This is a genomic window from Amycolatopsis sp. WAC 01376 (assembly GCF_003947415.1).
In the GTDB taxonomy this organism is placed as follows: Bacteria; Actinomycetota; Actinomycetes; order Mycobacteriales; family Pseudonocardiaceae; genus Amycolatopsis.
The window spans coordinates 39,896-58,011 of sequence record NZ_QHKL01000007.1 but is presented as its reverse complement, the minus strand read 5'-3'; the positions used below and the strand labels follow the sequence as shown (position 1 = coordinate 58,011).

17 protein-coding genes are annotated in these 18,116 nt (G+C 67.8%); 11 read left to right on the top strand and 6 right to left on the bottom strand.

What is annotated here, in order from left to right; translation table 11 throughout:
- Positions 1-58 precede the first annotated feature (58 nt).
- From DMH03_RS30875 to DMH03_RS30865, 3 genes are all read left to right on the top strand, one after another.
- Positions 59-1,069, top strand: a complete 1,011-nt coding sequence (locus DMH03_RS30875; protein WP_125795532.1) for a hypothetical protein — start codon at positions 59-61, stop codon at positions 1,067-1,069.
- Between the two features lie 92 nt (positions 1,070-1,161).
- Complete coding sequence (locus DMH03_RS30870) at positions 1,162-2,058, top strand: hypothetical protein (RefSeq protein ID WP_125795531.1); 897 nt, start codon at positions 1,162-1,164, stop codon at positions 2,056-2,058.
- Positions 2,055-2,510, top strand: a complete 456-nt coding sequence (locus DMH03_RS30865) for an ester cyclase (protein WP_125795530.1) — start codon at positions 2,055-2,057, stop codon at positions 2,508-2,510. Before DMH03_RS30870 ends, DMH03_RS30865 begins: the two co-directional genes overlap by 4 nt.
- Positions 2,511-2,538: 28 nt before the next feature.
- On the opposite strand, the gene DMH03_RS30860 is transcribed toward DMH03_RS30865, so the two are convergent.
- A complete protein-coding gene (locus tag DMH03_RS30860) occupies positions 2,539-3,294 on the bottom strand; it encodes a ZIP family metal transporter (RefSeq protein WP_125795529.1) in 756 nt (251 codons plus the stop codon).
- Between the two features lie 104 nt (positions 3,295-3,398).
- Here DMH03_RS30860 and DMH03_RS30855 point away from each other — a divergent pair, with 104 nt between their 5' ends.
- Positions 3,399-3,878, top strand: a complete 480-nt coding sequence (locus DMH03_RS30855; RefSeq protein WP_125795528.1) for a DUF4383 domain-containing protein — start codon at positions 3,399-3,401, stop codon at positions 3,876-3,878.
- A 51-nt stretch (positions 3,879-3,929) separates the two neighbouring features.
- On the opposite strand, the gene katG is transcribed toward DMH03_RS30855, so the two are convergent.
- The 4 genes from katG to DMH03_RS30835 form a co-directional block, all read right to left on the bottom strand.
- Positions 3,930-6,164: a catalase/peroxidase HPI gene (gene katG / locus DMH03_RS30850; protein ID WP_125795527.1), complete on the bottom strand. Its 2,235-nt coding sequence runs from the start codon at positions 6,162-6,164 to the stop codon at positions 3,930-3,932.
- A gap of 33 nt (positions 6,165-6,197) precedes the next feature.
- The gene (locus DMH03_RS30845) at positions 6,198-6,629 is read right to left on the bottom strand and encodes a Fur family transcriptional regulator (protein WP_199746796.1); all 432 of its coding nucleotides are present in this window, start codon (positions 6,627-6,629) and stop codon (positions 6,198-6,200) included.
- A gap of 327 nt (positions 6,630-6,956) precedes the next feature.
- Entirely contained in the window at positions 6,957-8,414 is a 1,458-nt protein-coding gene (hpaB, locus tag DMH03_RS30840; RefSeq protein WP_125795525.1) for a 4-hydroxyphenylacetate 3-monooxygenase, oxygenase component, read from the bottom strand.
- Positions 8,415-8,445: 31 nt separating this feature from the next.
- Positions 8,446-8,979, bottom strand: coding sequence for a flavin reductase family protein (locus tag DMH03_RS30835; protein WP_125795524.1), 534 nt, complete (start codon positions 8,977-8,979; stop codon positions 8,446-8,448).
- A gap of 59 nt (positions 8,980-9,038) precedes the next feature.
- Between DMH03_RS30835 and DMH03_RS30830 the strand changes: the two genes are divergently transcribed.
- Positions 9,039-9,728, top strand: a complete 690-nt coding sequence (locus DMH03_RS30830) for an IclR family transcriptional regulator (protein ID WP_125795523.1) — start codon at positions 9,039-9,041, stop codon at positions 9,726-9,728.
- Positions 9,729-10,035: 307 nt separating this feature from the next.
- Here the strand turns inward: DMH03_RS30830 and DMH03_RS30825 are convergent, their stop codons facing one another.
- The gene (locus DMH03_RS30825; protein ID WP_125795522.1) at positions 10,036-11,409 is read right to left on the bottom strand and encodes an MFS transporter; all 1,374 of its coding nucleotides are present in this window, start codon (positions 11,407-11,409) and stop codon (positions 10,036-10,038) included.
- Between the two features lie 92 nt (positions 11,410-11,501).
- On the opposite strand from DMH03_RS30825, the gene DMH03_RS30820 reads away from it, so the two are divergent.
- From DMH03_RS30820 to DMH03_RS30795, 6 genes are read left to right on the top strand one after another with little or no spacing between them, the layout of a single operon-like run.
- The gene (locus DMH03_RS30820) at positions 11,502-12,986 is read left to right on the top strand and encodes a fumarylacetoacetate hydrolase family protein (protein WP_125795521.1); all 1,485 of its coding nucleotides are present in this window, start codon (positions 11,502-11,504) and stop codon (positions 12,984-12,986) included.
- A complete protein-coding gene (locus DMH03_RS30815) occupies positions 12,968-13,639 on the top strand; it encodes a GntR family transcriptional regulator (RefSeq protein ID WP_125795520.1) in 672 nt (223 codons plus the stop codon). Before DMH03_RS30820 ends, DMH03_RS30815 begins: the two co-directional genes overlap by 19 nt.
- 14 nt (positions 13,640-13,653) lie before the next feature.
- The gene (gene hpaE, locus DMH03_RS30810; protein WP_125795519.1) at positions 13,654-15,156 is read left to right on the top strand and encodes a 5-carboxymethyl-2-hydroxymuconate semialdehyde dehydrogenase; all 1,503 of its coding nucleotides are present in this window, start codon (positions 13,654-13,656) and stop codon (positions 15,154-15,156) included.
- Positions 15,157-15,186: 30 nt separating this feature from the next.
- Positions 15,187-16,281 carry a 3,4-dihydroxyphenylacetate 2,3-dioxygenase gene (gene hpaD, locus DMH03_RS30805; RefSeq protein WP_125795518.1) on the top strand — a complete coding sequence of 365 codons (1,095 nt, stop codon included), beginning with the start codon at positions 15,187-15,189 and terminating at the stop codon, positions 16,279-16,281.
- Positions 16,282-16,290: 9 nt separating this feature from the next.
- The gene (gene hpaH / locus DMH03_RS30800) at positions 16,291-17,076 is read left to right on the top strand and encodes a 2-oxo-hept-4-ene-1,7-dioate hydratase (protein ID WP_125695198.1); all 786 of its coding nucleotides are present in this window, start codon (positions 16,291-16,293) and stop codon (positions 17,074-17,076) included.
- On the top strand, positions 17,061-17,828 hold the full coding sequence (locus DMH03_RS30795) for an HpcH/HpaI aldolase/citrate lyase family protein (RefSeq protein WP_125795517.1): 768 nt from the start codon (positions 17,061-17,063) through the stop codon (positions 17,826-17,828). Before hpaH ends, DMH03_RS30795 begins: the two co-directional genes overlap by 16 nt.
- The last annotated feature ends 288 nt before the right edge of the window (positions 17,829-18,116 follow it).

Below are 18,116 nucleotides of genomic sequence, written 5' to 3'. Positions count from 1 at the left end.
CTTACTTAACTTGTGACGACACGCCGCGACCCACTTCGTCCGCCCCGAAGGAGCGCGAATGCCCCGATCATCTCGTCGGATCCGACCCGCCGCCGTGACCGCCGTCGCCGTGGCCCTGCTGGTGCTGCCCGCCACGACCGCCACCGCGAGCACCGCGGCGAGCAGCGCGTGGCCGGGCGCTTCCGCCGTCGCGAACGCCGACGGCTCGAACGTCCTCGGCGGCAACATGAGCGGCCTGTCCTTCGGCGGACCCGACGTACTCTGGGCGGTCAAGAACGGGCCCGGCACGCTGTACCGCCTCGTGCGCAACGGCACGAAGTGGCAGCCGGACACCGCCAACGGCTGGTCGTCGGGCAAGGCGCTGCGCTACCGCAGCGGCAAGGGCGATCCGGACGCCGAAGCGGTCGTGGCCACCCCGGACGGCGTGGTCGCGGCCACCGAACGGGACGGCGACAACAGCAAGACGAGCGCGCTCAAGGTGCTCCGGTACGACGTCTCCGGCTCGGCCAAGACCCTCACCGCCAAGGCCGAATGGGATCTGACCGCGGATCTGCCGAAGGTTTCGGCCAACGACGGCCTCGAAGCCGTCTCGTGGGTCCCGAACAGCGCCCTCACCGCGAAGGGATTCGTGGACGAGCGCACGAAGGCGCCGTACAACCCGGGCAGCTACCCCGGTCACGGCACCGGCCTTTACCTCGTCGGCCTGGAGAGCAACGGGATGGTCTACGCCTACGCGCTCGACCAGGCGGGCGGGAAGTACACCCGCGTCGCGAGCTTCGCGAGCGGGCTCGACTCCATCATGGAGCTCGAGTACGAAGCTTCGACCGGCAAGCTGTGGGCGGTCTGCGACGACAACTGCGGCGGTACCTCGACGACACTCGCCATCGGCGCGCAGGGCAAGTTCGCCGTGACCGCCACCTACGACCGTCCGAGCGGGATGCCGGACTACAACAACGAAGGCTTCGCCATCGCGGGCGCCTGCGCGTCGGGGAGCAAGCAGGTGGTCTGGGCCGACGACGGGAACGAAGGCGGCCACGCACTCCGCGCCGGCACTCTCTCCTGCGGCTGAGCCACAACTCCATTCCGGCGCGGATCCGCGCCGGAATGGAGTGCATCGATTCCGGCCTTTCTCCCGGCCAGTTCCTGAACTAGTTTGTCGGCATGAAATTCACCTCCCTGGCGATTCTTCCGGCGTTGGCCATCCCTCTGCTCCTGCCGTCCGCGGCACTCGCGGGCGACGGCTGGGAATCCATCGGCACCGGGATGACCTCCGGCGCCGGCGGCGTCGCCGTCCTCGCCCGCGACGGCGACCGGGTCGACGCGCTCGTCTTGCGGGACAACAAGAAACCCGGTGAGAACCGGGCCGTCCAGGTCCGGCTCGAGCACGGCAAGGTGTCCAAGGTGGACTCGATCGACTGGCCGGGTGAACTCCCGATCGATCTTGAGGCGGCCGAAGGGGTGCCGGGAAGGACCGGCGAATTCATCGCGCTCGCCAGCGATGGAAAAGGCTTCCACATCAAGCTGAAAGACCGGCGACTGAAAGTGCTCGGCGCTTTCCAGGTCCCCCAAGGCGACCCGGACGACAATTACGAGGGTTTCGCGCTGAAAAAGGTGAATGACCGATTGTTCGCGATCTGGGCGGACCGCGGTCAGGACGCCCGGCCCGCCACGCTCTACTCCGCGGAGTTCTCCGTCTCGAAGCTGTCCTTCAAGAAGCCGAAGTCGGTCCCGTTCCGGGTCCCGTACCCGGCCACCGACGTCCGGCACACCTCGGACGTCGAGATCACCGCGGACGACCGCGTCCTGGTCTCGGCCGCCTCCGATCCCGGCGACGAGGGCCCGTTCGACTCGGCCGTGTACGCGGCGGGCGTGCTCCGCTCCGACGGCTCCATCGCCCTCTCCCCCGTCCCGGCGAAGATCGGCGACTTCCCCGGACACAAGATCGAGGCCATGACCTGCCTTTCGCGCTCGTGCGGCAGCCTGCTCTATGGAACCGACGACGAGGCCGCGGGCGGTAGGCTCCGGATCGCGACCAGGAACGACCCGGAGGACCAGTGATCAGCGAAGACCTGCGCGAACGCCGCCACAAGATCATCGAAGAGCATATGGACACCGAGGTGGCCCACGAGTTCGAGCGCACACTGGGCACCTTCAACGGCCATCCGCACTACGAGATCATGGCGACCGGGCAGATCTTCGACGGCGACGAAGAGGTCATGGCGTACTACCGCATGACCCGGACGGCTTTCCCGGACCAGCGGCACGACAACGTCCGGTACCACTTCGCCGACGAGTCGGTCATCGTCGAGTTCGACCTGCTCGGTACGAACCTCGGCGAGTTCTACGGCCGTCCGCCCACCGGCAAGGCGTTCCGGGTGCCGATCATCGCGGTGTTCTTCTTCGACGAGGACCGGATCACCAACGAGCGCATCTACTTCGACGCCGCCAGCCTGATCACCCAGGCCGGGCACGCCGAACTGCTGACCCTGCTGGCGTCGGGCGACGTCTGAACCCGGTGACGTCCGGTGCCGCCCTGGCTCAGCCGCCGACGTGCGAAAGGCCGAACGCGGTGAGGAAACCGGCGACCGTGATCAACCCGGTCCACAACTGAGCGTCGTCGAAGGCCTCGGGGATCATCGTGTCGGCGATCATGGCGAGGATCGCGCCGCCGGCGATCGCGGTGATCACCGCCAGGGTGGCACCGGACGCACCACCGAGAACGCCGTAGCCGAGCATGGCCGCCACACCGCTGATCACGGCGATACCGCTCCACAGGAGGAAAACGTAGCGCGGACTCCGGCCCGCCCGCTTCATCCCCGCGGCGCTGGACAGCCCTTCCGGGACGTTGCTGATGAACACGGCGGCCACGGTCACGACACTGACGCTTCCGCCGCCGAGCAGGCTCGTGCCGATCACCATCGATTCGGGGACGCCGTCCAGCAGGGCACCCAGCGCGATGGCGGTCCCGGAGCCCGCTTGCTCGGTTTCGGACGGCTGCTGGCCTCCGGAGCGTTTGCGATGGCGGGCGCCTCGCCGGGCGAGAGCGACGTTGGCGAGGGTATAGCTCAGCGCACCGCCGAGAGCGCCGAGCGCGGTCGGCAGGAAACCGCCCTTTTCATGCGCCTCGGCGATCAGCTCGAACGAGACGGCGGAGATCAGCACGCCGCTGCCGAAGGCCATCACGCCGGCCACGGCCTTGCCCGGGATCCGGACCAGGAAGCCCGCCACCGCGCCGAGCAGCAACGCCGACCCGGCCAGTAGGCCCCAGCCGCCCGCGGCCAGTAGTTCCGGCACCCGATCCTCCTCGCATTCCGAAACCCGACGCTCAGTCTGTCCGACCCGGTGGCCGGACGCGCGGCGGGAGGATTGCCCCGGAGAACGCGGGGTACTCGGCCGGTATGAAACAAGAAGGCGTGACACGCGGCACCCGACGGCATCCGCCGCAGGTGGCCGCCCTGATCGTCGGCGTGGCCTTTCTCGCGGTCGGTGTGCTCGGCTTCATCCCAGGCATCACGACCGGCTACGAGGGGCTGAAATTCGCCGGGCACCATTCCGAAGCCCGCTTGTTCGGTGTCTTCGCCGTGTCGATCCTGCACAACCTGGTGCATCTGCTGTTCGGCGTGGTGGGCGTACTGGCCGCTCGCAAACGCGCCGCTTCCCGTGTCTTCCTGATGGTCGGCGGCGGGATCTATCTGCTCCTGTGGATCATCGGACTGGTGATCCCGCAGAGCAGCCCTGGGAACTTCCTGCCGTTCAACGTCGCCGACAACTGGCTGCATCTCGGCCTCGGCCTCGGCATGATCGCGCTGGGTCTCCTCACGACCGCGCTCGAACGCAAGGCGGGCGACTACCCGGAACCCGATATGCAGCACCAATGAAAACGTCCGGGCCCGCCGCGGAAGCGACGGGCCCGGACGCTCGGGTCAGGCTCAGACCAGGTCGTAGCGGTCGAGGTTCATGACCTTGTCCCACGCCGACACGAAGTCGCGGACGAACTTCTCCTTGGCGTCGTCGCTGGCGTAGACCTCCGCCACCGCGCGAAGCTCGGAGTTCGACCCGAACACGAGGTCGGCACGGGTGCCGGTCCACTTGACCTCGCCGGTCGCGGAGTCGCGGCCTTCGAAGGTCTCCGCGTCAGCGGACGTGGCGGTCCACTGGACGCCCATGTCGAGCAGGTTCACGAAGAAGTCGTTGGTCAGCGACCCCACCTTCTGGGTGAACACGCCGTGCGGGGACTGCTGGGCGTTGGCGCCGAGCACACGCAGGCCGCCGACGAGGACGGTCAGCTCGGGCGCGTTCAGGTTCAGCAGGTTCGCGCGGTCGAGGAGCAGGTACTCCGTCGGGAGACGGTGGCCCTTGCCGCGGTAGTTGCGGAAGCCGTCGACGGTCGGCTCCAACGGGGCGAACGACTCGACGTCGGTCTGCTCCGGCGTCGCGTCGGTGCGGCCCGGGGTGAACGGCACCTCGACCTCGACGCCGCCGTCCTTGGCGGCCTGCTCGACGGCGGCGACGCCACCGAGCACGATCAGGTCGGCCAGCGAGACCTTCTTGCCGCCGGTCTGGGCGCTGTTGAACGCCTCCTGGACCCCTTCCAGGGTCCGCAGGACCTGACCCAGCGTCTGCGGGTCGTTGACCTCCCAGTCACGCTGCGGCTCGAGACGGATGCGGGCACCGTTCGCGCCACCGCGCTTGTCGCTGCCGCGGAAGGTCGAGGCCGACGCCCATGCGGTGGAGACCAGCTGCGAGACCGACAGCCCCGAAGCGAGCAGCTTCTCCTTGAGGGAGGCGATGTCCGCGTCGTCGATCAGCTCGTGGTCGACGGCGGGCACCGGGTCCTGCCAGATCAGCGTCTCCTGCGGCACCAGCGGGCCGAGGTAGCGCTGGACCGGGCCCATGTCGCGGTGGGTCAGCTTGAACCAGGCGCGGGCGAAGGCGTCCGCGAACTGGTCCGGGTTCTCGTAGAACCGGCGCGAGATCTGCTCGTAGACCGGGTCGAAACGCAGCGCCAGGTCGGTCGTGAGCATTCCGGGCGCGCGGTTGAGCTTGCCGTCCTCGGGGTCCGGCACGGTGTTCTTCGCCTTGCCGTCCTTCGGCGTCCACTGGTGGGCGCCGGCCGGGCTCTTGGTCAGCTCCCAGTCGTACTCGAACAGGTTGTGGAAGAACCAGTTGCTCCACTGGGTCGGGGTCGGCGTCCAGGTGACCTCGAGGCCACTGGTGATCGCGTCCCGGCCCTTGCCGCTGCCGAAGGTGTTCTTCCAGCCGAGGCCCTGCTCCTCGATCGAAGCACCCTCGGGCTCGGCACCGACGTACTTGTCCGGGTCGGCCGCGCCGTGGGTCTTGCCGAAGGTGTGCCCGCCGGCGATCAGCGCGACGGTCTCCTCGTCGTTCATCGCCATACGGCCGAAGGTCTCGCGGATGTCGCGGGCGGCGGCCAGCGGGTCCGGGTTGCCGTTCGGGCCTTCCGGGTTCACGTAGATGAGACCCATCTGCACGGCGGCCAGCGGGCCCTCGAGCTGACGGTCACCGGTGTAGCGCTCGTCGCCGAGCCACGTGCGCTCGGGACCCCAGTACACGTCCTCGTCCGGCTCCCACACGTCCGCGCGGCCACCGGCGAAGCCGAAGGTCGTGAAGCCCATGGTCTCCAGGGCGCGGTTGCCGGTGAAGATCATCAGGTCGGCCCACGAGATCTTGCGGCCGTACTTCTTCTTGACCGGCCAGAGCAGACGGCGGGCCTTGTCCAGGTTTCCGTTGTCCGGCCAGCTGTTGAGCGGGGCGAACCGCTGCATGCCCGCGCCGGCGCCGCCGCGGCCGTCCTCGATCCGGTACGTGCCCGCGCTGTGCCACGCCATGCGGATCATGAAGCCGCCGTAGTGGCCGAAGTCCGCGGGCCACCAGTCCTGCGAAGTCGTGAGGACGGCATCGACGTCCTTGGCGAGCTCGTCGAGGTCGACGGTCTTGAACTCGGCGGCGTAGTCGAACCCGGCGTCCATCGGGTCGGAAGCGGCGGAATGCTTCCGGAGGATCTTCAGGTTGAGCTGGTTCGGCCACCAGTCACGGTTGCCCGCGCCTTCGGTGGGGTGGTTGCGGCGGCCCGACGAGACGGGGCAGCCGCCCGCACTCTCTTCGTTCATTTCGCCGACTACGGCGTCCGGGCTGTCAGACACAGGGATCCTTCCGGGAATAAGAACTAGCAGGGTTCAGGAACGGGGTTCGATCGCACAGTCGGGGCACCGGCCCCAGTAGATGACCTCGGCCTCTTCGATCAGAAAGCCTTGATCGTTCGACGCGGTCAAACAGGGGGCGGGACCGACGGCGCAGTCGACGTCGGCGATGGCACCACATGATCGGCACACGACGTGATGGTGGTTGTCCCCGACCCGGGACTCATAGCGTGCCACGGATCCCGACGGCTGGATCCGCCGGACGAGACCCGCGGCGGTCAGTGCCCGCAACACGTCGTAGATGGCCTGGTGAGAGACCTCTCCCAGCTCGGAACGCACGGCACCGATGATCGAGTCGGTGTCGGCGTGCGGGTGGTCGCGAACCGCTGTCAGCACGGCCACCCTCGGACGCGTCACGCGCAGGGCGGCCCCGCGCAGCATCCGCTCGAACTCCGGGGTCGTGGGCACGAGCGCAGTCTGGCCCATTTTCTGGAATGAATCAAGTTCTTGGATCCCGGGCGTGTCTCGTCCACGGCGTAGCGAAGGGCGCTTTCCCCGCGTCGCGTGATCATACGGACGACACGCGTGACTGGAGGGCGATCACGCGTGATCGAAGGCGGAACTCGCGTGATTGGATGCGGAACTTGCGTGGCTGGGCGCGGAACTCGCGCCGGATCCGGCTACGGGCGAGATCGCCATCCAATCACGGGTGACGTCCATCCAGGCCCAGGCCCAAGACGCAGCGAAGGGCGCTTTCCTCGCGTCGCATGCGGGGAAAGCGCCCTTCGGCTCAGGTCACTCGTCTCGCGCAAGCAGTTCCCGGACCCGTTCCTGCAGCGCCTCCCGCGGGTACGCGTTCACCTGGGCGCCTGCCATCCGCACCGGGTCACCGAAGAAGAAGTACTCGTACAGCGACTCACGCCCGGCGAAGCTCGAGACCGACGCGTCGAACGCCAGCTTGAACAGCCGCGCGCGGTCCTTGGCGGGCAGCGTGGCCGACTGGAGGTACGTGTCGATGTCGGGGCGGCCTTCGGCCTCGAAGTCCGCTTCACCCGGCAGCGCCATGAGACCGGACGCGGAGAACTTGCGGATGATCTCGGTCAGCCGCGGCGAGACCTTGGTGGGGTACCAGTTCCGGGCGGCGTTGAGGACTTCCCACTTGGGCAGGAAGACGCCATCCTCGCTCAGTTTCCCGTCGGCCTCCGCCGCGCGCAGCACCGCTTTCTCGATCTCGACGTAGGAGATCAGCTCGGACAGGTCCTGCTGGATGTGCTGGAAGCCGCCGATGCCGATCGCGGCGGCGATCTCACTGGCGAGGCCGAGGTAGAACTCGGTCTTGGCCAGCGTGCGCGTGACGACCTGGTGGGTCATGAGCGCGCCAGCGCCGGTCTCGGAATACCAGGCGTTGCACAGTTCCGGATGCCCCAGCAGGAAGACCCGCTCGTTCGGGACGAAGACGTCGTCGAACACCACGACCGCGTCCATCTCCTCGAACCGCGAGGCGAGCGGCTCGTCGAAACGCGAGCGGCCGTGGTCGAGTCCGGCGCGGCAGAAGTACTTCAACCCTGGCGCGTCGTTCGGGATGGCGAAAGCGTAGGAGTACGGCGCGTCCTCGGGGGTTCCGCGCAGCACTGTCGACGGGAACACCAGGAGTTCGTCCGCGATCGGCGCGATGGTGGCGAGCATCCGGGCGCCGCGGACGACGATGCCGTCCTCCCGCTCCTCGACCACCTTCGCCGACAGGTTGCCGCCGCCCTGCTGGCTGCCCGACACCGAACGGTTGACCTGCGGCGGAATCAGGGTGTGCGTCGCGAGGAGGTCGTTCTCGCGCGCCATCTCGTAGTACTTCTCGATGCGCTCACCGAAGACGGGATCGGCCTGGGAGAAGAACTTCTTCGCGGTCGACAGCGCGGTGAGCGACGAGTTCATGTAGTCGCCGGTGCGGCCGAGGAAACCGTTGGAGTACTGCGCCCACACGGAGAAGGCGGCGCGGCGGCGCTTGAGGTCTTCTTCGGTACGCGGCACCAGGAACGACGTTCCGACGCGCTCCCCCGTGGTCGGCGACTCGTAGGTCAGGACGTCACGGTGCGCCGGGTCGTGCTGGAGGTCGAACAGCTTCGCGTAGGTCAGCGCGTTGTTGCGGAACGCCGGGTGTTCGGCGACCTTCGAGGTCACCTTCTCGCCGTCGACGTACAACTCCGGCGTCATCCCGTTGAGCTTGTCGAGGTACTGCTGTCCGGTACGGGCTCCCATGTCGTGCTCCTTCTCGGGGTGGACGTCGTTGTCAGAACAGGGATTCGTGGCCTTGCGCGGATTCGTGAATGGTCGAGAACTGCCCGTTGACGAAACCGAGCGCGTCGCCGGAGCGATAGTCGAACTCCTGCACTTCGCCGAGGAACAGGGTGTGGTCGCCGCCGTCGTAGGCCGCCCACGGCGTGCAGTCGAACCAGCCGAGGACGCCGCCGAGCCGCGGCGCGTGCCCGCCTTCGACCCACGCCGGCGCGCCTTCGGGCGTCGGACGGCCGGCGAAGTTCATCGCGAGCGCCTCCTGTTCCGCGCCCAAGACGTTGACCGCGAACGGGCGGCCCGCGAGCAAGTCGTGGCTTTTCACGGTGCGCTGGATCGAGACGAGCACGAGCGGCGGATCCATCGAGACCGCGGTGAAGGAGTTCACCGTCAGGCCGTGCCGTTTCGTCGCGGCGTCGAAGGTCACCACCGCGACACCCGTCGCGAAGCGGCCGAGACAGCCTCGGAAGAACTGCGCGGGCGGCCGATAGAGGCTCGAACCCGGCGAAAAGCTGGTTTCGCGTGACATCATCGTCGATTCCTGTTCTATAATCGAACAGACAGTTCAAGTATCGAAATGGATCGTATACGATGGTTTCGGACTCCCGCAAGACCGCGAGCACGTCCCAGACGCTCAGCCGCGGCATCCGCGTGCTCGAAGTCCTTGCCGACGCCCAAGAAGCGCTCAGCGTCGACCAGATCGCCGAACGCCTCGGCGTCCATCGGTCGATCGCGTACCGGCTCATCCGCACGCTCGAAGACCACGGGCTGCTCACGCGGGAGCCCGCGGGGAAATTCGAACTCGGCACACGTCTGGCCGCGCTCGCGGCGGGGATCAAGCACGACCTGCAGGCCGCCGCGCTACCCGAATTGACCGCGGTCGCGAACGAACTCGGCATGACGTGTTTCGTGGCGGTGATGGACCGCGAGGAATGCGTGACCCTGGTCAGTGTGGAACCCCGGCACGCCGTCGCGTCCGTCGCGCAGCGCCCGGGGTCCCGGCATCCGTTCACCGCGGGCGCCCCCGGCCGCGCGATCCTTTCCCAGCTGCCGTCGGAAGAGTGGCCCGAGGAAGTGCGGGAAGTGGCCGCCCGCGGCTACGCGGACAGCCATGGCGAAGTGATCGAGAACCTCAGCTCGGTGGCGGTGCCACTCCCCCTTCGCGGCCACAACCCGGCGGCACTCGCCGTCGTCTATCTGTCGAGCACACGAGCCCCCGCCGAGCTCGCGGAGCGGCTCAAGGCGGCGGCGAAGGCCGTCCGTGACGCTCTCGGCGGGTGAGCGTCACGGAAGGCCGGGAGGGACTCTGCTCAAAGTATCCACAAGGGACACCAAACCAGGCGACGGTGTCCATTTTGGGTACTTTACGCCGGGGTCGTGAGTGGCAATGAGCGTTCTAACGCTCATTGCCACTCACGACCCCCGCACCAAACCGTGCATACGAGCATTAATCGGGCATTTCCGCCGCCCAAAGCGTCCCTTGTGGACACTCAAGGCACGGCCGGCTCCCGTGGCCGATCCGGAACCCCGTCACGAAGACCTTCCGTCCACATTGCCACTCACGACCCCCGCGTCACGGACGACGGGCTCACTTACCGAATCGGAGCGGGCTCACCGACTGCTCGGCCTCATGGTCCGGTCCGAGCGGGATCCCCGACCGGTCCCGCAGCAGCAAGGTGGCGATGAGGCCGACGACGGTCATCCCGGCCAGGTAGACGGCCACGGACACCGACGTTCCGGTCGCGCCGACCAGGGCGGTGGCGATCGTCGGCGCGAAAGCGCCACCAAGGATCGCGCCGAGCGCGTAGGAGATCGAAACGCCGGAGAACCGGATCGAGGCGGGAAACAGCTCCGCGTAGAACGCCGCCTGCTGGCCGTAGGTGAACCCGAGCCCGACGCTGAGGATAATCAACCCGAGCGCCAGCAACACGATGTTCCCGGTGTCCACCAAGGGAAAGAGCGCCGCGACGCCGGCAAGCTGCGCGATCCAGCCCAGCACATACGTGCGCCGCCTGCCGACCCGGTCGGACACCGCGCCCGCCGCCCACGTCGAGAGCAGCCAGGTCGCCGCCGACGCGGTCACCGCCCACAGCACCGGCCCGCGATCGAGGCCGATCGGGCCCTTCGGGTTGGTCGCGTAGTTCTGGATGTAGCCGCCGGTGGTCATGTAGCCGACCGCGTTGTTGCCCGCGAACACCAGCGCGGCGACCAGGACGAGCACGGAGTGCTTGCGGAACAGCTGGATGATCGGGGTCCGGGTCTGCTCGCGGCGTTCGGCGATCTCACGGAAGACCGGGCTCTCCTCGACGCGGCGCCGCACGTAGTGGCCGACCAGGATCAGCCCGACGCTGAGCAGGAACGGGATCCGCCAGCCCCAGTCGAGGAACGCCTGGCCGGGAACGAGCAGACTGGTCAGCGCCAGGACACCGGAAGCCAGCAGCAGGCCGAGCGGGACGCCGATCTGCGGCGACGCACCGAAAAGTCCCCGGCGCTTCGGCGGCGCGTGCTCGACGGCCATCAGGACGGCGCCGCCCCATTCACCGCCCGCCGAAACGCCCTGCAGGATCCGCAGCAGGATCAGCAGCACCGGCGCGGCCACACCGATCTGGTCGAAGGTCGGGAGCACGCCGATCAACGTGGTCGCGACGCCCATCAGGATCAGGGTGAGCACCAGGACCACGCGACGGCCGTACTTGTCGCCGAAGTGCCCGGCGAGAAAGGCGCCGAGCGGGCGGAACAGGAAGCTCACGCCCACCGTGGCGAAGGAAACGAGGGTGCTGTTCGCGCCGAGGCCGGAGAAGAACAGTTTGCCGAAGACGAGACCGGCGGCGGACGCGTAAACGAAGAAGTCGTACCACTCGACCGTGGTGCCGACGACGGTCGCGAAGGCGACCCGGCGTCGATCGGAAGACGGCGGTGCGGTCCGGCCGGGCGTGCGTTCATCCTGTGCTGGGTTCGACACGTGGACTCCTTTGTCGTCGGCCGCCTTGCCACTGTGGCACGGAATCATATACGTTATTAGATACGAAGCAAGGGTCGAGGATTCAGGGGAACATGGGCACTTACGAGGCATCAGCGCCTTCCGGCCGCGCGTCCGGTCCGCATGCCACCCGGCCGGGCAAGATCATCGCCGTCCATCTCAGCTACGCGTCACGGGCCGAGCAGCGCGGGCGGCGTCCGGCGAACCCGTCGTACTTCTTCAAGCCGTCGAGTTCGATCGGTACGTCAGGCGGCACGGTCGAACGTCCCGCGGGGACCGAACTGCTGGCCTTCGAGGGCGAGATCGCGCTGGTCATCGGCACCACGGCCCGGTGGGTCAAGCCCGACAAGGCGTGGAACCACGTCGCCGCGGTCACCGCCGCGAACGACTTCGGCCTCTACGACCTGCGTGCGGCGGACAAGGGCTCCAACGTCCGGTCCAAGGGCGGCGACGGCTACACCCCGCTCGGCCCCGGCCTCATCGACGCGCGCGACATCGATCCCTCGTCGCTGCGCATCCGCACCTGGGTGAACGGCGACCTGGTGCAGGAGGACACCACGGCCGGACTGCTGTTCCCGTTGCGGCAGTTCGTTTCCGACCTCTCCCAGCACTTCACGCTCGAACCGGGCGACGTCATCCTCACCGGCACTCCCGCGGGTTCGACGGTGGTCTCCCCCGGCGACGTCGTCGTGGTCGAAGTGGACGTCCCCGGTACTTCCGCCAGCAGCGGACGGCTGCACACCACCGTCACCCAGGGGATCCGGTCCTTTTCCGACATCGGCAGCCTGCCCGAGGTCGACGACAAGCAGCGAGCCGAGGCTTGGGGTACTCCCGCAGAGGAGTCACCGGAACAGGAAACGCCGGCGCTCAGCGAAGCTCTGCGCGCCAAACTGCTGCGCGCGCCTGTCGCGGGCTTGTCCGCCCAGCTGCGCAAACGCGGGCTGAACAACGTCGCTATCGACGGCGTGCGCCCCAATCTGCCCGGTTCGAAGGTCGTCGGCACGGCGAGGACGTTGCGTTTCGTCCCGAACCGCGAAGACCTGTTCAAATCCCACGGTGGCGGTTACAACGCACAGAAACGCCTCTTCGACTCGGTCGGCGCCGGCGAGGTGATCGTCATCGAAGCCCGCGGTGACAAGGGTTCCGGGACGCTCGGGGACATCCTGGCGTTGCGGGCGCGCCACCTCGGAGCGGCCGGGGTGATCACCGACGGCGGGGTCCGCGACTTCGAAGCCGTCGCCGCGACCGGGCTCCCGGTGTTCTCGCAGGGCCCGCATCCGGCGGTCCTCGGCCGCAAGCACGTGCCGTGGGACACCGACGTCGCGGTCGCCTGCGGCGGTGCCACCGTGCTGCCCGGCGACATCATCGTCGGCGACGACGACGGCGTGATCGTCATCCCGCCGGCGCTGGCCGACGAGGTCGTCGACGCGACGCTCGTCCAGGAGGACGAAGACGCGTGGATCGCCGAGCAGGTCGGCCAGGGCCGCCCGATCGAGGGGCTCTTCCCGCTGAACCCGTTGTGGCGGGAAAGGTATGAGGCATGGCAGAAGAAGCAGTGAAGACGACCAGCAAATCCGAACTCGCCTACGAGTGGCTGCGTGAGCGGATCGCCCGGCACGAGTACGGACCCGGCTACCGGCTCGTCCTCGCGGAGATCGCCGGCGCGCTCGACATGAGCGTCGTCCCGGTGCGCGAGGCGATCCGGCGGCTGGAGGCCGAACGGCTGGTGACCTTCGAACGCAACGTCGGCGCGCGTGTGGCGATGGTGGACCAGAACGAGTACGTCCACGCGATGCAGACCCTCGGCGTGGTCGAAGGGGTCGCCACCGCGCTGTCCGCGCCGCAGCTGTCCGAAGAGAACATCGCGCGAGCCCGCCGGGTGAACGAGCGCATGATCGCACTGCTGGACCACTTCGACGCGCACGAGTTCACCGCGTTGAACCAGCAGTTCCACTCGTTGCTGTTCGAATGCTGTCCCAACCCGCAGATCCTCGAGCTCGTGCACCAGGGCTGGACGCGGTTGTCCGGACTGCGCGACTCGACCTTCGCGTTCGTCCCCGACCGCGCGCACCGGTCGGTCGAGGAACACGAACAGATCCTCCGGCTGATCTCCGAGAAAGCCGACCCGCTCGACATCGAATTCGCCGCGCGCAATCACCGCTGGGCCACCATGCAGGCCTTTTTGGACGCGCGAGAGCGCGCGAAACGCTGACTGAGGAGGAAAACTTGACCACGACCCCCCGGCCGATCCCGGACGGCGTCCCCGAGCGGATCCGGCACTACATCGGCGGTGAACTCACCGACTCGGCCGACGGTGCCGTTTTCGACGTACTCGACCCGGTGACCAACAAGGTCTACGTCCAGGCCGCCGCCGGCAAGAAGGCCGACATCGATCGCGCCGTCGCCGCCGCGCGGAAGGCGTTCACCGAGGGCCCCTGGCCGAAGCTGCTGCCGCGCGAGCGTTCGCGCGTGCTGAACCGCATCGCGGATCTCGTCGAGTCGCGGGACAAGCGGCTCGCGGCACTGGAGAGTTTCGACTCGGGGCTGCCGATCTCGCAGGCGCTGGGGCAGGCCCGCCGGGCCGCGGAGAACTTCCGGTTCTTCGCGGATCTGATCGTCGCGCAGGCCGACGACACCTACAAGGTGCCCGGCCGCCAGGTCAACTACGTCAACCGCAAGCCGATCGGCGTCGCCGGGCTGATCACGCCCTGGAACACGCCGTTCATGCTGGAGTCGTGGAAACTCGCCCCCGCGCTGGCGACCGGCAACACCGTCGTGCTCAAACCCGCCGAGTTCACCCCGCTCTCCGCGTCGCTGTGGGCGGAGATCTTCGAGGAGGCCGGGCTGCCGGAGGGCGTGTTCAACCTCGTCAACGGCTTCGGCGAGGACGCGGGCGACGCGCTGGTGAAGCACCCGGACGTCCCGCTCATCTCGTTCACCGGCGAGAGCCGCACCGGAAGCCTGATCTTCGGGAACGCGGCGCCGTTCCTCAAAGGACTGTCGATGGAACTGGGTGGTAAGTCGCCGGCCATCGTCTTCGCCGACGCCGATCTGGAGACCGCGATCGACGCGACGATCTTCGGCGTGTTCTCCCTCAACGGCGAACGCTGCACGGCGGGCAGCCGGATCCTGGTCGAGCGCGCGATCTACGACGAGTTCGTCGAGCGGTATGCCGCTCAGGCCGAACGTGTCGTGGTGGGCGACCCGAGCGAGCCCGAGACCGAGGTCGGCGCGCTCGTGCACCCCGAGCACTACGAGAAGGTCATGAAGTACATCGAGATCGGGAAGACCGAGGCCAGGCTGGTCGCCGGCGGCGGCCGCCCCGACGGCTTCCCGACCGGGAACTACGTGGCTCCGACGGTGTTCGCCGATGTCAAACCGGACGCCCGGATCTTCCAGGAGGAGATCTTCGGCCCGGTCGTCGCGATCACGCCGTTCGACACCGAGGAAGAGGCGCTGGAGCTCGCGAACAACACGAAATACGGGCTCGCGGCCTACGTCTGGACCAACGACCTCAAGCGGGCGCACAACTTCGCGCAGTCCGTCGAGGCGGGCATGGTGTGGCTCAACTCGAACAACGTCCGTGACCTGCGCACCCCCTTCGGCGGGGTCAAGGCGTCCGGACTGGGGCACGAGGGCGGTTACCGCTCGATCGACTTCTACACCGACCAGCAGGCGGTGCACATCAATCTCGGCGAGGTGCACAACCCCGCCTTCGGCAAGGGCTGACCCCGGTCCCCGTCCACAAAGGATGACGCAATGAAGCCGATCCCCACCCCCAAATCGCCGCCGCCGGACGTCCTGCGCTGCGCGTACATGGAACTCGTCGTCACCGATCTGGCGCGTTCGCGCGCCTTCTACGCCGACGTCCTCGGACTGACGGTGACCGAAGAGGACGACACGACGGTCAGCCTCCGCACGATCGACGAGTTCATCCATCACAACCTCGTGCTGCGCGAGGGTCCGGTCGCCGCGGTCGCAGCGTTCTCCTACCGGGTGCGGTCGCCGGAGGACCTGGACAAGGCCGTCGCGTTCTACACGGAACTGGACTGCCGGGTCGAGCGCAACGAGAACGGCTTCACCAAAGGCATCGGTGATTCGGTGCGGGTGCAGGACCCGCTCGGCTTCCCGCTCGAGTTCTTCCACGACGTCCAGCACGTCGACAGACTCAGCTGGCGCTACGACCTGCACGTCCCTGGCGCGCTGGTCCGGCTCGACCACTTCAACCAGGTCACGCCGGACGTGCCACTCGCGGTCAAGCACATGGAAGACCTCAACTTCCGTGTCACCGAAGACATCCAGGACGACCAAGGCGTCACGTATGCGGCCTGGATGCGCCGCAAGCCCACCGTGCACGACACCGCGATGACCGGCGGCGACGGGCCGCGGATGCACCACGTCGCCTTCGCCACGCACGAGAAGCACAACATCCTGTCCATTTGCGACAAACTCGGCTCACTGCGGATGTCGGACCACATCGAACGCGGCCCCGGCAGACACGGCGTCTCGAACGCGTTCTACCTGTACCTGCGCGACCCGGACGGGCACCGCGTCGAGATCTACACCCAGGACTACTACACCGGCGATCCCGACAACCCGGTCGTCACCTGGGACGTGCACGACAACCAGCGACGCGACTGGTGGGGCACGCCGGTGGTCCCGTCCTGGTACACCGATGCCTCCCTCGTGCTCGACCTCGACGGCAAACCGCAGCCGGTGGCCGCGAGGACCGAGGAAACCGAACTGGAAGTCACCATCGGCGCCGACGGCTTCTCCTACACCCGCAAGGGTGACGACGAAGGCGAACTGCCGGCCTGGAAACAAGGCGAGTACAAACTCGGCAACCAGCTCTGAGGCGGGGACATGCTCGAACAGGAAACGATCACCGCGATCGCCGACGAACTGGCGGCCGCGGAGGAGGCCCGGGAGACGATCCCGCTGCTGACGGCACGCTATCCGGACATGACCGTCGAGGACTCGTACGCAGTGCAGAACGAATGGCGGCGCCGGGGTATCGCGGCGGGGCGCCGTCCGGTCGGGCGCAAGATCGGGCTCACATCGAAGGTCATGCAGGCCGCCACCGGGATCACGGAACCCGACTACGGCGCCATCTTCGCGGACATGGTGTTCGAGAACGGTTCCGTGATCGAGCACAGCCGGTTCTCGAACGTGCGCATCGAGGTCGAGCTGGCCTTCGTACTGCGTGATTCCCTCGCCGGACCGGACACCACGGTGTTCGACGTGCTGCGCGCGACCGAGTACGTCGTGCCCGCGCTGGAGATCCTGTCGTCGCGTATCGAAATGGCGGGACGGACCATCGTCGACACGATCAGCGACAACGCCGCCATGGGCGGGATGGTCTACGGCGGCAACCCGGTCGCCGTGGACGCCGTCGACCTGCGGTGGGTGTCGGCGCTGTTGTACCGCAACGAAACCATCGAGGAATCCGGCGTCGCCGCCGCGGTGCTGAACCATCCCGCGAACGGCGTCGCCTGGCTGGCGAACAAACTCGCGCAGCACGGCGACAAACTGGATCCGGGCGACATCGTGCTGGCAGGCTCGTTCACGCGGCCGATGTGGGTACACCCCGGCGACACCGTGACCGCCGACTACCGGGACCTGGGGGCGATCACATGCCGCTTCGTCTAGACCCGCCGTTCCGGGATCAGCTGACCGAGCGACCGCGGATCGGCATGTGGGTCACGTCGGGAAGCCCGGTCGTCGCGGAGATCTGCGCGGGCTCCGGGCTCGACTGGCTGCTCATCGACACCGAGCACTCCCCCGCCGGGCTCGAAACGGTGCAAGCGTTGCTGCAGACGATCGCCGCGTATCCCATCACGCCGATGGTGCGCGCCCCGTCCGGCGACGCGGTCGCGCTGAAACAGTTGCTCGACCTGGGCGCGCAGAACCTGCTGGTGCCCATGGTCGACAGTGCGGAGGAGGCGGAGGCCGTCGTGCGGGCCGTCCGCTATCCGCCGCGTGGCGTACGCGGTGTCGGCAGTGCTTTGTCGCGGTCGGCGCGCTGGAACCGGGTCGAGGACTACCTCGCGAAGGCCGAGGAGTTCACGTCCCTGTTCGTCCAGATCGAGTCGACGGCAGGTGGCGCGGCAGCCGCCGAGATCGCCGCTGCCGACGGCGTCGAGAGGGTGTTCGTCGGCCCGTCCGATCTTGCCGCCTCGATGGGCTTGCTCGGGAAGCAGACGCACCCCGACGTCACAGCAGCCGTGCTGAGCACCTTCGAGGCCGTCCGTGCTCAGGGGAAACCGGTGGGGGTCAACGCGTTCGATCCCGCGCAGGCTCAGCGTTACCTTGATGCCGGCGCTTCTTTTGTGCTGGTCGGCGCCGATGTGTCACTGCTCGCTCAAGGTTCGGAGGCGCTCGCGCGGCGGCATCAGGCTTAGGGTCTTCGCATTTAGGTGCCTACTTGCGGTTGCAGGCGGGATCGTCGTTCCGTGAAGGACCCCTTGAGGGACCCAGGGTCCCTCGAAGTTCCCCTCACGATGCGGGAAGTCCCAGTGGCGCCGGCAACGCGTGAAGGGGTCCTTTCCTCGGCTCAGCCGAGGAAAGGGGGCCTTCACGCGCTCCCGAGTACATGAAGGACCCCTTCCTGTACTTAGGCGCAAGGAAGGGGTCCTTCACGTACTTTCGCTGGGCATGGCGAGGGGCCCGTCGCCGGTGTGGCTGGCGGG